This is a genomic window from Pseudomonas sp. KK4 (assembly GCF_001984065.1).
Taxonomy (GTDB): domain Bacteria; phylum Pseudomonadota; class Gammaproteobacteria; order Pseudomonadales; family Pseudomonadaceae; genus Aquipseudomonas.
Genome location: NZ_LYVP01000064.1, coordinates 16107 through 30149 on the forward strand (window position 1 = coordinate 16107; position 14043 = coordinate 30149).

The 14043-nt window shown below is 60.4% G+C and carries 12 protein-coding genes and 1 pseudogene; 4 read left to right on the plus strand and 9 right to left on the minus strand.

Annotated features, from left to right (window positions below; all coding sequences use genetic code 11):
* Positions 1-21: 21 nt before the first annotated feature.
* From B0W55_RS19665 to B0W55_RS19675, 4 genes and pseudogenes are all read right to left on the minus strand, one after another.
* On the minus strand, positions 22-387 hold the full coding sequence (locus B0W55_RS19665) for a hypothetical protein (protein WP_077047582.1): 366 nt from the start codon (positions 385-387) through the stop codon (positions 22-24).
* Positions 384-1359 (minus strand): annotated as a pseudogene (locus B0W55_RS19670) (hypothetical protein). The gene B0W55_RS19665 and the pseudogene B0W55_RS19670 overlap by 4 nt, the downstream one beginning before the upstream one ends.
* Positions 1360-1382: 23 nt before the next feature.
* Positions 1383-1688 (minus strand): hypothetical protein, encoded by a 306-nt coding sequence (locus tag B0W55_RS29615; RefSeq protein ID WP_371807279.1) that lies wholly within the window; start codon positions 1686-1688, stop codon positions 1383-1385.
* A gap of 203 nt (positions 1689-1891) precedes the next feature.
* A complete protein-coding gene (locus tag B0W55_RS19675) occupies positions 1892-2884 on the minus strand; it encodes a diaminopimelate epimerase (protein WP_077047592.1) in 993 nt (330 codons plus the stop codon).
* A gap of 169 nt (positions 2885-3053) precedes the next feature.
* Here B0W55_RS19675 and B0W55_RS19680 point away from each other — a divergent pair, with 169 nt between their 5' ends.
* Positions 3054-4205 carry an MFS transporter gene (locus B0W55_RS19680; RefSeq protein ID WP_077047583.1) on the plus strand — a complete coding sequence of 384 codons (1152 nt, stop codon included), beginning with the start codon at positions 3054-3056 and terminating at the stop codon, positions 4203-4205.
* Between the two features lie 209 nt (positions 4206-4414).
* Here B0W55_RS19680 and B0W55_RS19685 read toward each other — a convergent pair whose 3' ends face one another.
* The 3 genes from B0W55_RS19685 to B0W55_RS19695 form a co-directional block, all read right to left on the minus strand.
* Positions 4415-6841 (minus strand): TonB-dependent receptor, encoded by a 2427-nt coding sequence (locus B0W55_RS19685; RefSeq protein ID WP_077047584.1) that lies wholly within the window; start codon positions 6839-6841, stop codon positions 4415-4417.
* A gap of 98 nt (positions 6842-6939) precedes the next feature.
* Positions 6940-7923: a FecR family protein gene (locus B0W55_RS19690; RefSeq protein ID WP_077047585.1), complete on the minus strand. Its 984-nt coding sequence runs from the start codon at positions 7921-7923 to the stop codon at positions 6940-6942.
* 61 nt (positions 7924-7984) lie between these two features.
* Positions 7985-8485 (minus strand): sigma-70 family RNA polymerase sigma factor, encoded by a 501-nt coding sequence (locus B0W55_RS19695; protein ID WP_077047586.1) that lies wholly within the window; start codon positions 8483-8485, stop codon positions 7985-7987.
* 370 nt (positions 8486-8855) lie between these two features.
* Here B0W55_RS19695 and tynA point away from each other — a divergent pair, with 370 nt between their 5' ends.
* Positions 8856-11144: a primary-amine oxidase gene (gene tynA / locus B0W55_RS19700; RefSeq protein ID WP_077047587.1), complete on the plus strand. Its 2289-nt coding sequence runs from the start codon at positions 8856-8858 to the stop codon at positions 11142-11144.
* 149 nt (positions 11145-11293) lie between these two features.
* Here tynA and B0W55_RS19705 read toward each other — a convergent pair whose 3' ends face one another.
* A complete protein-coding gene (locus B0W55_RS19705; RefSeq protein WP_077047588.1) occupies positions 11294-11602 on the minus strand; it encodes a cupredoxin family copper-binding protein in 309 nt (102 codons plus the stop codon).
* Positions 11603-11615: 13 nt separating this feature from the next.
* Entirely contained in the window at positions 11616-12590 is a 975-nt protein-coding gene (locus B0W55_RS19710) for a metallophosphoesterase (RefSeq protein ID WP_077047589.1), read from the minus strand.
* A gap of 153 nt (positions 12591-12743) precedes the next feature.
* Between B0W55_RS19710 and B0W55_RS19715 the strand changes: the two genes are divergently transcribed.
* Both B0W55_RS19715 and B0W55_RS19720 read left to right on the plus strand, forming a co-directional pair.
* A complete protein-coding gene (locus tag B0W55_RS19715; protein WP_077047590.1) occupies positions 12744-13256 on the plus strand; it encodes a sigma-70 family RNA polymerase sigma factor in 513 nt (170 codons plus the stop codon).
* Entirely contained in the window at positions 13249-13986 is a 738-nt protein-coding gene (locus B0W55_RS19720) for an anti-sigma factor (RefSeq protein ID WP_077047591.1), read from the plus strand. The genes B0W55_RS19715 and B0W55_RS19720 overlap by 8 nt, the downstream gene beginning before the upstream one ends.
* Positions 13987-14043 lie beyond the last annotated feature (57 nt).

The following is a 14043-nucleotide window of genomic DNA, read 5'->3' on the forward strand; positions in this document are numbered from 1 at the left end:
AGCGACGACCAAATGTAAAAATCAAACAAAAAAAAACCGAAAAACGAGCATTGCAAAAAAAGACACCCCTCCCATGACATAGGGGATTATCAGCATTCGCTTAAGTTGTGGCGGCAAACTCAACAACTCATCCTTTTCTATAAGACCCCGTTTTTCGCATAGCCGAGGGATCAAAAACATTGATGCAATCGATCCGCTCCTGAGAACTTTCCCAATCAGCCCCAAATCAGAGAACGCTTCACGATTATTCGCCACAAATCTACTTTTACTTAAATGCCCTTCAATTAAATCCGTGTACTTATAAGAAAATATCAGCATCAAAAAAATCGACAAAAATGCTATAAAAAATATGAATAGCATTATAAACAGAATCACTAAATCACTCATTTAAGTGAGTACTCGTACAACATCTCCCCACTCAATTTACCAAAAGATTCACCAGATTCGCCTCCAATCAAACCGCCAACCCCACCCCCGATCACGCCACACGCCAGAGCGCCAGGACCGCCAGTAGCAATCCCGAATACGAGGGAACATGTTAGCGCAGCTCCAAAACCACCAGCCGCCCCTCCCAAAGCTCCGAAGAAAAGGTTTCCTGTCAACTTCCCTCCTTCTACATATTTAGCTTTCCTGCATTGTTCTTCGCGCCCAGTGGTGCACGCATTATAGATTGAGGTAACCGTCGCAGTTACACTCAGACCGACACCAAGATATGTACCTTTTTAATAAGGCTCGAAGCTTTCGCCACGCCATTAATAGTTTCAGCGTAGCCGGCTATGGTTCCTGTATGCAGGTAGCTTTTGGTGGAGATGCCCAGCATGTCCTTGATCGAGCCTTGGTTACGTAAACCGGATCCAAATCGGGCAAAGCTATTCAACTGATCTTCAAGCTTCTCAAACAGAGCCTTGCGCTCCGCATAAAAAACGTCTCGATTCCCAGCGCCGCCCTTTTTGAGAAGATCACCATGGGCGGTTTCAATATTTTCGAGGGTTTTCTTGATGCCATCAAGGTGCTTGCTCCACGCTCCACCCACCGCGCCAATCCCAATGGATGAATAACCGAGAATCTTTGTCAACAGCTCGTGATTTTCAACTAGAAAACCATCACTCTGCATTCCATTAGTCATAATCGCCAAATGGACTTCCAACGCTTTGCGCATATAAAACGCTTCTTCGCCCGTACAAGACGGTACTAACTCATCGCCAACAATTATTATTTCACCGGGCAATACCACTGTATTGACAACGTGAGAATTCAACACATCAAACTTGACACTGGATTTCTGCCAAGATTCAAGTTCGATTTTAAATATGAATATGGCTGTACACGCTCATTGATAAAAATGTAGGCCTTTGACATCAGCTAAACCTTACGAGGATTTTTTATTTGCATACGATCCCACCCACCAGCGAAGTTTCCGCCGACTCCGCCGTCCGTAAGCTTTTGCTGGGTGTAGGTGTTTTTATACTGGCTTCCAGGCGCTTGGTGCTGGATTTATCCAGGGTATTTGCAGACGTAAAATCTAAAATCGTACGCCCCGGAGAGGCTCCCCCCGCAGAACTGGCCGTCATCGAGGTTCCATGATGGACGCCAAGTAATAGCCGGTCACTTCGATCCAGTCCCTGTGTGTTACGCATCGGCGTTTCACCCGGGAAAACATTGATTTTCAATAAAACATCAAATGCCATGCCACCGTTCCTTGGCAGTGGAGTTGGCAGTCAACTCCGTCATGGGCAAATCTACAACTCTTTCTATACATGATGGTTTGAATAAAACCGCCTGAGTACAGCGAAAAAGATCTTTCTTATGTCTCCCTGCCAAATTTCTGTAGGACATGTACACAGATGCCGGGTTTACTCTGGGCGGCAATCCAATAACGGCGACATCAGATTTAAATAACCAACCGCGCCGTACCAAACAGACTGACCCGCCTCAACTCCCCCTGCTCTTGCTCCAGCAAAATCGGTGCAGTCCCCCCAGGCATCGTCACCTTCACCTCCCCCGCGCTCACCCAGCCCACCCGCCAGGCCGCGCAAGCCACCGCCGTGGCGCTGGTCCCCGACGACGCGGTCGGCCCTTCGCCTCGCTCGAACACCCGGGCCAACACCCGCTGTCCGACGTCGTGCATCGCCCATTGCAGATTGATCCCCGCCGGACAGGGCCGCCCGGCGCCCGCGGGCATGGCATAGGCGATACGCAGCAAGCCTTCGCCCAATGCCGGCTCGCGCATCTGCTCATTGCTCGGCAAATCATCGGCGCTGTCCACCAAGGTCACGCAGTGAGGATTGCCGACCCGGGCAAACTGGCTGCGGGACCAGGCGCCGTTGAGTGCCGACAAGGGTTGAACGTGACTGAGCTCGCGACCGTTCAAGGTCGCTGTTTCATAATCGACGGCGCTGACCGCCTCCGGCCCGAACCCCGGCTCGCCCAGGTCCAGCCAGAAGCCCTGTACGCCTTCAACCTGCGCCGCCTTCACCGAAATCTGCCCCGGTGACGACACATCGGCCTTGTCGTGATGAACCCTCAGCACACAGGCCTCATCCTCCGGAAACAGCCCCTGATCACTCAGCGCCTGGGAAAAAATCGTCAGCCCATTGCCGCTGCGCTCCGCCAGGGTGCCGTCGGTGTTGACGATCAACAGGTCAAACGGATGGGCAGCCTGAAACGGCCCCACCAGCAGGCCGTCGCTGCAATGCTCCTTGCTGCCCGGTGGTTGCGTGCCCGGGGCCCAGGAACAGCACGCCTCGATCGCCGCCAATGCCCATGTCTGGAGGGTTTGCGCGGCGTCACTGGCCTGATCGGGCAGTGCGATGCCCCTGTGGCGCAATTCGTCAGGCGCCGCCACCATATAGATATTGCCCCTTGCGTCGTACCTGCGCGCCATGGCGCTCTCCCTGTTGGAATGATGAACAGGGTCCAACATATCGCGAAACACACTCTGGCTGTGCAACGATGTCAGCCTGCCGGAGCGCGAATGCCCGTAGACGCTGATCGAACCCTCGCCGGTCGGTGGCTGTCCCTTGCTGACGCGACGTTTTTTGCCAAGGATCGATATGACCAACCTCAACACCCAGACCTCATTCGTGCCGGGGCGCCTGGAGCAGATGTCCACGCGCGTGGCCTTTTTCATCGCCGGGTTCGGCATTGCCGCGTGGGCGCCGCTGGTGCCGTATGCCAAGGCGCGGGCCGGGCTGGACGAAGGCACGCTAGGTCTGTTGCTGCTGTGCCTGGGGGTGGGCTCGATCCTGGCGATGCCCATGGCCGGCCTGCTGGCCACGCGCTTCGGGTGTCGCAAAGTGGCCACCGGCGGCACCTTGTTGATCTGTGTGGCGCTGCCATTGCTGGCGACGGTGTCGTCGATTCCGGCGCTGATGGCCGCGTTGTTCCTGTTCGGTGCCGGGTTGGGCACGGTGGATTCGACGGTGAACCTGCAAGCGGTGATCGTCGAGCGGGCCAGCGGCAGGAACATGATGTCGGGCTTTCATGGCTTGTTCAGCCTGGGCGGAATCGTCGGCGCGGCGGGCGTCAGCGGATTGCTGGGCCTGGGGCTTTCGCCGTTGGGTGCGACGCTGGTGGTGATCGTGCTGCTACTGATCGCGCTGGCGAAGGCCGCGCCGCACCTGTTGCCTTATGGCAGCGAGAGCTCAGGCCCGGCATTCGCGGTGCCCCATGGCATCGTGCTGTTCATCGGCGGGATGTGTTTCATCGTGTTCCTCGCCGAGGGCGCAGCACTGGACTGGAGCGCGGTATTCCTGGCCCAGGAACGCGGGATCGACACCGCCTATGCCGGGTTGGGATACGCGGCGTTTGCCCTGACCATGACGGTGGGACGCTTGACCGGAGACGCCATCGTGCGCCGGCTGGGCGCGACCCGGGTGATTGTGTTCGGCGGAGTGACCGCTGCGTTCGGACTATGCCTGGCCACCTTCGTCCCGAGCTGGGAAGCGGCGCTGGTGGGTTATGCCCTGTTGGGTGCCGGCTGCTCGAACATCGTGCCGGTGCTGTATACCGCGGTGGGCAAGCAGACGGTCATGCCCGAGAGCATCGCCGTGCCGGCCATTACCACCCTGGGCTATGCCGGGATTCTGGCCGGGCCGGCGGTGATCGGCTTCATCGCCCATGCCGCGAGCTTGAGTTTCGCCTTTGCGCTGATGGCGTTGCTGCTGGTCGCGGTGGCGATCGGCGGGAAGGTGTTGAAGGTTTGAGGGATCTTCGGTGAACAAAAAAACCATGCCCAACGCAGATCAATTGTGGGAGCGGCGGTGCGACGATTTGACTTGCTCGCGAAAGCGGTGTGTCAGCCGACATCAATCTGACTGACCCACCGCTTTCGCGAGCAAGCCCGCTCCCACATTTGATCGCCGCAGATCCCTGTAGGAGCGAGGCTTGCCCGCGATGAAGGCGCCTCGGTCTATCAGAACCCGACGCTGGCCTGCACAAAGAACGTGCGCGGCGCCCCCACGTACATCCCCGAGTTGTTGTCGCTGGAACGGGTGAAGTATTGCTTGTCGAAGATGTTTTTCACCCCGGCGCCGACTTTCAGGTTCGACACCGACGGCCCGAAGTCATAGCCGCTGCGCACGTTCCAGGTCACGTACCCCGGAATGTCGCCGTATTGGCCGTCAGCGGTGCCTTCGGTGATGTAGTTGTTGCTGAAGCTGCCGTCGGCGTTCACCGCAACGCCCGGCGAGCGCTGCTTGGACTGGGCGAAGGCATCGACGTTCCAGGTCCAGCGGTCGATGTCGTAGCGCAGGCCGACGGTGGCCACCTGCCGCGAGTAGAACGGCAGGTCGCGGCCCTTGAAGTCCGGAATCTCCCCTTCGTACACGGCGCGGGTGTAGGTGAAGCCGGCATTGGCAGTCAGGCCGTCCAGGCGCGGGTCCAGGGCTACCATGTCGTAGTGCACCGACGCCTCGATACCCCGGTGGGTGGTCGCGCCGAGGTTGGTCCAGCCGGCGTCGTTGCTGATGTACTGCAACTCTTTGTCGAAGTCGATGTAGAACAGCGTCACTTCGCCGCCCCACACGTCATCGTTGTAGCGGGTACCGATCTCGTAGGTCTTGGCCTTTTCCGGCTCCAGGCCATTGGCGGTGTCGTTACCCGAGCCCCCCTGGCCCAGCTGGAAATACTGCAGCGAGCCGAACGAGGTCTCGTAGTTGGCGAACAGTTTCCAGGCGTCGGACAGGTGATACATCACGCTCAGAGCCGGCAACGGTTCGTTGCTTTCGATGTTGCGGCGCTTTTCCGGGACTGGCTTGCCAGCGGTGTCGAGCACCGGGCGATCGTGCCATTCGGTCTGGATATGTTCGAAACGCACACCCGGGGTGACGGTCCAGTTGCCGACATCGATTTTGTTGTCGATGTACACCGCGTGGGCTTCAGTCCCACCGGTACGGTCCTGATAGACGTGCCCATCGGAACCCGGACGCACCACCGGCTCGTTGCTGCTGTTGAGCGCCAGACGGCTGGCCTCTTCGTGCATGCCTTCCTTCAGGTAGCGATAGCCGACGCTGACTTCCTGGGTGGTCGGGCCGACGTCGAACACATGGGACACCCGCGGCTCGATGCCGTAGGTGTAGTAGGTGCGCGGGAACGAGCCGAGGGTCTTCTGGTCGCGGGCGGCGATGTTGCTGCCCCGGAAGCTGTCGGAGTAGTAGGTCAGTACTTCGGCCTGGGTGCGGTCGTCGATCTGCCGCGCCCACTTGAACGACACGTCCTTGCGACGGCCGCTGAAGTTGTCGTTGTTGCGGTCGGACTGGAACGGGTCGGCGTCGTACTGCGCCTGGGTCAGGCCACCGGGCATATCGGCGCTGGCGTCGTAGTAGTGAAAATTCAGGCTGAAATCGTCGACGTCGGTGGGCGCCCAATGGGTCTTGAGAATCACGTCGTCGATGTCGTTGCCGTTGTTGCGCTCACGGTAACCGTTGCCGTTGACGCCGGAATACAACAGCGCCACGCCGATGCCGTTGTCGGCTGTACCGCCCATGAACGCCGTGTCGATGTGCTTCCAGCCACCGTGCTGGGAAGTTTCCAGGGTGGTGCCGATTTCCGCCGAGGCTTTTTCCGGGATCGCGCGGGTCACGAAGTTGATCACGCCGCCCACGTTCTGTGGTCCGTAGCGCACCGAGCCGGCGCCGCGCACCACGTCGATGCTGTCGAGGTTGCCAGAAGAAATCGGCGCCATCGACAGTTGCGGCTGGCCGTACGGGGCGAACGCCGCCGGCACGCCGTCGATCAGAATGGTGGAGCGTGGCGACAGGCGCGAAGTCAGGCCGCGCACGCCGACGTTGAGGGAAATGTCGCTGCCGCCGGTGCCGTTGGCGTCCTGCACCTGCACACCGGGAACGCGCTTGAGCACGTCACCGACGTTCATCGCGCCCTGCTCGACCATGGCTTCGCGGCGGATCACCGTCCGGGCGCCCGGGTGGTTCTGCACCACGGCGGCGTCGGCGTCGCCGAGCCAGTCACCCACCACCTTGATGTCAGTCGCGCCCAGTTCCAGCGCACCGCCGGTCGCAGCCGTCGGCGCAGCCATGAGGGTTGCCGAACCTTCATCGATCGAATACTGCAGGCCGCTGCCTTGCAGCAACTGACGCAGTGCGTCTTCCGGCGAAAGATTGCCGTCCACCGCCGGGGCTTGCTTGCCCGCTACCAGGTCAGGGCTGAAGAACACCTGCAACGAGGTTTGCTGACCCAGTTGAGTCAGGGCCTGGCCCAAGGGTTGCGCCTGGATATGGATGGCGTCGGCGGCGAATGCCTGGGGCATTGCCACGTTGACCGCCAGCGCGAGGGCCAGCGGCAACCAAGGGAAGGTCGTGGGTTTAGCGGTGGATGTATTCACGTCGAACGTATTCCTGTGGATCGCAAGAGTGTGCGCTTGTTAATGCAAACCAGTTGCAGTTGCACAGGAAGACGATGAACTCGAAAAAAACCTGAATTTTATTTTGAAATTATTTCCTGGCTGCCGTCATCGAGGGTACGAACGGCCACCGGAAGGATGCTCGGCAAGGCCTTGAGCAAGGCATCGGTGTTGTCGGATTTGAACACGCTGGTCAGGCGCAGATTGCCCACCGCCGGGTTGCCGACCTTGAGCGGCTTGTCCCGATAACGCGACACCTGCTCGGCCACGTCGCTCAGGCTGGCGTTGTTGAACACCAGTTTGCCGTTGCGCCAGGCCGTCAGTTCCGCCGGGTTGACCGCATACGCCGCCGCGACCTTGCCTTGGGCATCGACCTGGGTGCCGAGGCCTGCCGTCAAACTGATGAAGTCATCATCGGCCGCCGACCGCCCCTGAACCTTCACCGTGCCTTGCTCGACCACCACCCGGGTATCAGACGCGCCCCGGCGCACATCGAAACGGGTGCCGGTGACTGTGACCTTGCCGCGGCCGGCCTCGACCACGAACGGTCGGCTGGCGTCGTGCTCGACGCTGAACAGGGCCTCGCCCTCGATCAGCTCGATGCCGCGACGATGCTTTTCAAAATGCACTTGAATCCGACTGCGACTGTCCAGGTCCACCACCGAACCGTCCGGCAAGGCCACGTGGCGACGCTCGCCCAGGGCTGTGGAAAACTCTGCGGTGTAGGTCGACGATTGATTCAAACCGCTGAACAGGCCCAAGCCCAGTGCCACCGCCAGCACACTGGCGGCCACCGCATAACGCATCACCGGCCGGCGTCTGCTGCGCGCCGGCGGCGCTTCACAGAGCGCCAGCAGACGCGCCGAGGGCACCAGATCAGCGGCTTTCCACACGCCCTGCAGGCATTCGAATTCGGTTCGGTGCTGGGGGTGTTCGTCCAGCCAGGACTGGAACTGGCGATGCATCTCGACATCCACGGCCGGTTCCTGCAAACGCACAAACCAGCGCGCCGCTTCATCGCGAACTGTTGTTTGCCCGCACGCGCAATCACGAGTATCCATCATGGAAGTTCCTGTTTGGCTCGGGATAAAAGGGTCAGCAAGCGCCTGCGGAAAAAACTGCGAATCATGGTTGCAGTCCTTCCAGCCGGTCGCGCAGATGCCGCAGGGTGCGGATCATGTACTTTTCCACCATGTTCCTGGACAGCCCCAGGCGTTCGGCGATTTCCGCCTGGGTCAGGCCCTCGATTTTCTGCCAGACAAACACCTTGCGGCAGTTGACCGGCAGCTCAGTGAGCGCCCGCTCGATGGAATCAGCCAATTGGATCGCATGCATGTAATGCTCCGGGTCGCCGGCTGACGACACACTGAGATCGATCGCCTCTGACTCCATGGCGCCCCGCCGATCCTCACGCCGGTAACCATCGACCGCGATATTGCGCGCGGTCTGGTGCAGATACGCCCGCGGTTGCTGCACCGCCGCCGAATCGGATTCGAGCACGCGCACAAAGGTATCGTGGGCCAGATCCTCGGCCTGCTGACGGTTTCTCAGGCGGCGGGTCCAGGTGCCAACCAACTCTTCGTAATGCTCGAAAAAGCCGTGTCTGCGGGGCAACTTGAGGGTCATTGCGGCATGCTGTTCAAACGGGGCGTGAATAGTAATGCTTCGTATTATCCAGAAGCAATAACTACCCGTCCGGCGCTGCCCGCATGCCAAACATCACGCTTCCCCTGTAGGAGCGAGCACGCTCGCGATGAACCCGAGACCACCACGGGGCATCAGGTTTCCCGCGTTATCGTTGACGCCCATCGCGAGCGAGCTCGCTCCTGCAGGCGCTGGCAGTTAAAAAGAGTGATGGACCGGCCAATCATCCGCTCGGCGCAAAGGTTGATTCAGGCACAGATCCGAAGGATTCTGGCAGCCATTCCAATGCAGTCCTGCACTGGCTGTAGCAAAGTACTGGTATGCACCCACCGGTTTTTCGAAGGTACCCAGAATGTTCACCTCCCTTGCATCACGACACAAACAGCCGCTGGCCCGGCTCGCACTGGCCATCACCCTGGGCACCTTCGGCCTGCCGTTCTGGGCCGGCAACGCCCAGGCCCACGGCGGTCACGCCGAGATGGTGCCGTTGCAGGCGGGCCTGGAAGAATTCGGTGCGACGGTGAAGTGGGATGACTATGCCAACGTCTTCACCATCGCCAAGGACGGGGTCTACCTCAAGGTCAAGCCCAACAGCAAAGTGGCCATGCTCAACGGCAAGCGCATGGAGCTGACGGTGCCTGTGGTGTTCAAGGGCAAGACCGCGTTCATGTCCAAGGACTTCATCAACCAGGTGTTCCAGTCCGGGCTGGACAGCACTTTCGTTGTGGAAACCCGCCCCAACCCGCTCAACCCGTTGAGTGCGGAGGAAATCACCACGGCGGTGGACATCGTCAAGAAATCCGACAACTACAAACCCGGCTTCCGCTTCACCGAAGTGTCGGTCAAGGAGCCGCCCAAGGATCAGGTGTGGAACTTCGTCTACACCGGGCAAAACGTCACCCAGCCGCGCCAGGCCTCGATCGTGGTGCTGGACGGCAAGCATGTGATCGAAGCGCTGGTGGACTTGAACAGCAAGGAACTGAAGTCGTGGAAACCGATTGAGGGCGCCCACGGCATGGTGCTGCTGGATGACTTCGCCACCGTGCAGAACGCCGTCGAAACCAGTCCCGAATACGCGCAAGCCCTGGCCAAGCGCGGCATCAACGATGTGAAGAAAGTGGTGGCGACACCGTTGACCGTCGGCTACTTCGACGGCAAGGACGGCCTGGCCCAGGACAAGCGCCTGCTCAAGATCGTCAGCTACCTCGATGTGGGTGACGGCGACTACTGGGCGCACCCGATCGAAGGCCTGGTGGCGATTGTCGATCTGGAGCAGAAAAAGCTGATCAAGATCGAAGACGAAGCGCTGATCCCGGTGCCGATGAAACCCACGCCGTATGACGGTCGCGGGCGCAAGGGGGTGTCGGTCAAGCCGCTGGAAATCACCGAGCCCGAGGGCAAGAACTACACCATCAGCGGCAACAGCATTCACTGGCAGAACTGGGATTTCCACGTGCGCCTCGACTCGCGGGTCGGGCCGATCCTGTCCACCGTCACCTATGACGACCAGGGCAAGAAGCGCAAGATCATGTACGAAGGCTCCCTGGGCGGCATGATCGTGCCGTACGGCGACCCGGACGTTGGCTGGTACTTCAAGGCGTACCTGGATTCCGGCGACTACGGCATGGGCACCCTGACCTCGCCGATCGCCCGTGGCAAGGACGCACCGCAAAACGCCGTGCTGCTGGATGCGACCATCGCCGACTACACCGGCGCCCCGACCGCGATTCCCCGTGCCATCGCGGTGTTCGAGCGCTACGCCGGCCCCGAATACAAACACCAGGAAATGGGCCAGCCCAACCTCAGCGTCGAGCGTCGTGAACTGGTGGTGCGCTGGATCAGCACCGTGGGCAACTACGACTACATCTTCGACTGGGTCTTCCAGCAGAACGGTACGATCGGCATCGACGCCGGCGCCACCGGCATCGAAGCGGTCAAGGGCGTGAAATCGAACACCATGCACGATGACACCGCCAAGGAAGACACCCGCTACGGCACCCTGCTCGACCACAACATCGTCGGCACCACCCACCAGCACATCTACAACTTCCGCTTGGACCTGGACGTGGACGGCGAAAGCAACTCGCTGGTGGAAGTGAACCCGGTGGTGCTGCCCAACGATCGCGGTGGCCCGCGCACCAGCACCATGCAGACCGAAACCCGCGTGGTCAGCACCGAACAGCAGGCCGCGCAGAAATTCGACCCGTCGACCGTGCGCCTGCTGACCAACTTCAGCAAGGAAAACAAGGTCGGCAACCCGGTGTCCTACCAGTTGATTCCCTATGCCGGCGGCACGCACCCGGTGGCCAAGGGCGCCAACTTCGGCCAGGACGAGTGGCTCTACCACCGCCTGAGCTTCATGGACAAACAGCTGTGGGTGACGCAGTACAACCCGGAAGAGAAATACCCGGAAGGCAAATACCCGAACCGCTCGGACAAGGACTCGGGCCTGGGGCAGTTCACCCAGGACAACCATTCCATCGAAAACACCGACGACGTGGTCTGGCTCACCACCGGCACCACCCACATCGCCCGGGCCGAGGAATGGCCGATCATGCCGACCGAGTGGGTGCATGTGCTGCTCAAGCCATGGAATTTCTTCGATGAAACCCCGACCTTGAACCTCAATTCCCCTAAGTAATACGGCACAACACAAAACCCTGTGGGAGCGGGCTTGCTCGCGAAAGCGGCGTGTCAGTCGGCATCAATGCTTCTGACACTCCGCCTTCGCGAGCAAGCCCGCTCCCACATGGAGACTCGTGTTCTATCGGTATTCCCTGCGCAGTCAGCTCACTGACTCACCACAATCTTGCCAATCATCTGCGGATGCAGCGCGCAGAAATACTCGTACTCCCCCGGCGTGTTGAACACCCAGGAATAACTGTCCCCGGTATCCAGCGCCCCGGAGCGAAACACTTTGTGGGTCTCGGCCACCGTGTGGGGGATCTCGTCGTCGTTCACCCAGGTCACCTTGGTGCCCACGGGCACCGTCATATCCTTGGGCCCGTACATGAATGCCTTGATGTCGACTTTTACTTCCTGGGCCCACACCGGCATCGACAGCATCAAACAGATCACAGCCATCAGTCGCGTTTTCATCAGTGCCCCTCCCCTAAACCAACGTCGAATCGATCAGCGCCAGCGGATGGTCACCCTGGGTGGCCCGCACATCGGTGATCCCCAAATAGTTGCGCAGTTGATCCGCCGCCACCGTCATCGGCCCCGGTGTCGGTGCCGCACCCGGTGCGGGTTGTGGATAAGCGGTGCCACGGGCGGTGTGGAAGGTGATGTTGCCTTCGACCTTCTGGATGACCTGGTGGATATGCCCGTTCAACACCGTCACCGAACCGTACTTGCGCAACATGGCGATCGCCTGGTCGCCATCCTCGGTGCCCCAGCCCCAAGGCTGATAAATCGTCCACAACGGAATGTGGGTAAACACCACGATCGGCGTACTGCTCGACACCCCACGCAGGTCATCGGCCAGCCACGCCAGTTGATCGGCGCCCAGGGTTGCCTCGCGCCCGGCCTGGAAGTTGAAGACATTGACCAGGGCAATGAAATGCACGCCGTGGTCATCGAAGCTGTACCAGCCATTGCCCTTGGTGCCCTTGCCGTAACGCTCCAGATAGAGCTTGCCGCCGCCCTCGTCCAGGGTGTCGTGCTCGCCCGGCACGTAGTGCACGGTGGCCGGCAGCCCCTTGAGCAGTTGCGCGGCGGTGTCGAACTCTTCGGCCTTGGACAGGTGGGTGATATCGCCGGTATGCAGGATCAACGACGGCCGTTTCGGCAGGGCGATCACCTTGTCGATGGCGCCCTGCAAGGTCTTGACCGGCTCCGGGTTGGCTTCTTTGTTGAAACCGATGTGCGAGTCGCTGATCTGCACGAAGTGGAAGGTGCTGGCCAATGCCTTGGGGTCGGAGACATTGCCCGCGCTGTCCAGGGCGAAGGCCCGCGGGATGCCGCCGGACAGGGCCCAGATCACCCCGGCCCCCGCCCACGCCGAACATTTGAGCAGCGTGCGGCGGTCCGGGTTCAGCGGGCCGTCGACGCGTCGTTGTTGTGGTTGTTTTGAATGCATGTCCATCGGTATTTCCTCGCAGGCGAACTACAGTGATGCAGCTGACACGAGGTAAAACCTTGTAGGGCAGGTCTTTATTCCCGGTGGAAAAAACATTTTTTTTCGGGAATAAAACCCGAATGGGCGCAGTTATGAAGGTGGGAACGTGCGGAAACCACTATGAAGCGATTTGAGGAACTGTTTGCGCCCCATCTGGACGCCGCCTACAACCTCGCGCGCTGGCTCACGGGCAACGACAGCGCCGCGCACGATGTCGTGCAGGAAAGCGCCCTGCGCGCCTTCCGGTTTGCCCAACGCTTCGCGGGCGGCAACGCCAAGGCCTGGTTCCTGACCATCGTGCGCAACGAAAGCTATACCTGGCTCAAGGCGTCGGCCGGGCGGCATTGGGTCGCGCTGGGCGATGAGTTTTCCGAAGACCCGCCCATGCCCAGCCACGACCAGACCCCGGAACTGCTGGCCATCCACACCGAAAACGCGGCGCTGATCCAACAGGCCCTGTGCGCCCTGCCGCCGGGGTTTCGCGAGGTGATCGTGCTCAAGGAGCTCGAAGACATGCCTTACAAGGACATCGCCCTGGTGGTCGACATCCCCATCGGTACCGTCATGTCGAGGCTGGCCAGGGCCCGCGCCATGCTCAAGCTCGAACTACTGAAGTTGCACGATCATGAATGAACTCGACTGCACCCTTTGCCAGACGCAGATGCATGGCTACCTGGACCAGGAACTCGACCCGGCCACAGCGGCGAAGGTGGCCGGGCATTTGGCCGAGTGCGCCGACTGCGCACGCTTGCATGACCAGGCAAAGCGACTGAAGGCCAGCGTGAAGCAGAGCGCGGCGTACTACCCCGCGCCGGCGTCGCTGGCGGCCCTTGTCTTCCCCGCGCAGCCGCCGAAGCCGGGTTTTGCCGAGCGCTGGCGAGCCTGGTTCGCACCGGCATTTTCCGCCGCCGCGCTGGCCTTGGCGATGGTGCTGTATGTGGCAACGCCGGGGGCTCAGGCGCCCTTGATGGACGAGGCGGTCTCCAGCCATGTGCGCTCGTTGATGGGCGAGCATTTGAACGATGTGGTGTCGTCCGATCGCCACACCGTGAAACCCTGGTTCTCCGGCAAACTCGACTTTTCGCCGCCGGTGTTCGATTACGCGGCGCAGGGTTTCCCGCTGTTGGGCGGGCGACTGGATTATCTGCAACACCAGACAACCGCCGCCCTGAGTTACGGGCGGAACAAGCACATCATCAACGTGTTCATCCTGCCCACGCCGGAGGCTGACCAGGCGCGGCAGAGCCAGACGATTCGCGGGTTTAACGTGGTGTCGTGGCAGGCCAGTCACATGCGCTTCGTGCTGGTGTCCGATGTGGAGAAGGGTGAATTGGAGGCCTTCAGTCAGTTGCTCCAGCCGTAGCTTTTTGCATGACACAACACATAACCCTGTGGGAGCGGGCTTGCTCGCGAAGGCGGT

Bases quoted from the DNA above. Each gene is read 5' to 3' on its own strand.
- tynA (WP_077047587.1), top strand. From the start codon at position 8,856: ATGTTCACCTCCCTTGCATCACGACACAAACAGCCGCTGGCCCGGCTC.
- B0W55_RS29615 (WP_371807279.1), bottom strand. From the start codon at position 1,688: ATGGCATTTGATGTTTTATTGAAAATCAATGTTTTCCCGGGTGAAACG.
- B0W55_RS19690 (WP_077047585.1), bottom strand. From the start codon at position 7,923: ATGATGGATACTCGTGATTGCGCGTGCGGGCAAACAACAGTTCGCGAT.
- B0W55_RS19705 (WP_077047588.1), bottom strand. From the start codon at position 11,602: ATGAAAACGCGACTGATGGCTGTGATCTGTTTGATGCTGTCGATGCCG.
- B0W55_RS19665 (WP_077047582.1), bottom strand. From the start codon at position 387: ATGAGTGATTTAGTGATTCTGTTTATAATGCTATTCATATTTTTTATA.
- B0W55_RS19720 (WP_077047591.1), top strand. From the start codon at position 13,249: ATGAATGAACTCGACTGCACCCTTTGCCAGACGCAGATGCATGGCTAC.
- B0W55_RS19710 (WP_077047589.1), bottom strand. From the start codon at position 12,590: ATGGACATGCATTCAAAACAACCACAACAACGACGCGTCGACGGCCCG.
- B0W55_RS19675 (WP_077047592.1), bottom strand. From the start codon at position 2,884: ATGGCGCGCAGGTACGACGCAAGGGGCAATATCTATATGGTGGCGGCG.
- B0W55_RS19680 (WP_077047583.1), top strand. From the start codon at position 3,054: ATGACCAACCTCAACACCCAGACCTCATTCGTGCCGGGGCGCCTGGAG.
- B0W55_RS19715 (WP_077047590.1), top strand. From the start codon at position 12,744: ATGAAGCGATTTGAGGAACTGTTTGCGCCCCATCTGGACGCCGCCTAC.
- B0W55_RS19695 (WP_077047586.1), bottom strand. From the start codon at position 8,485: ATGACCCTCAAGTTGCCCCGCAGACACGGCTTTTTCGAGCATTACGAA.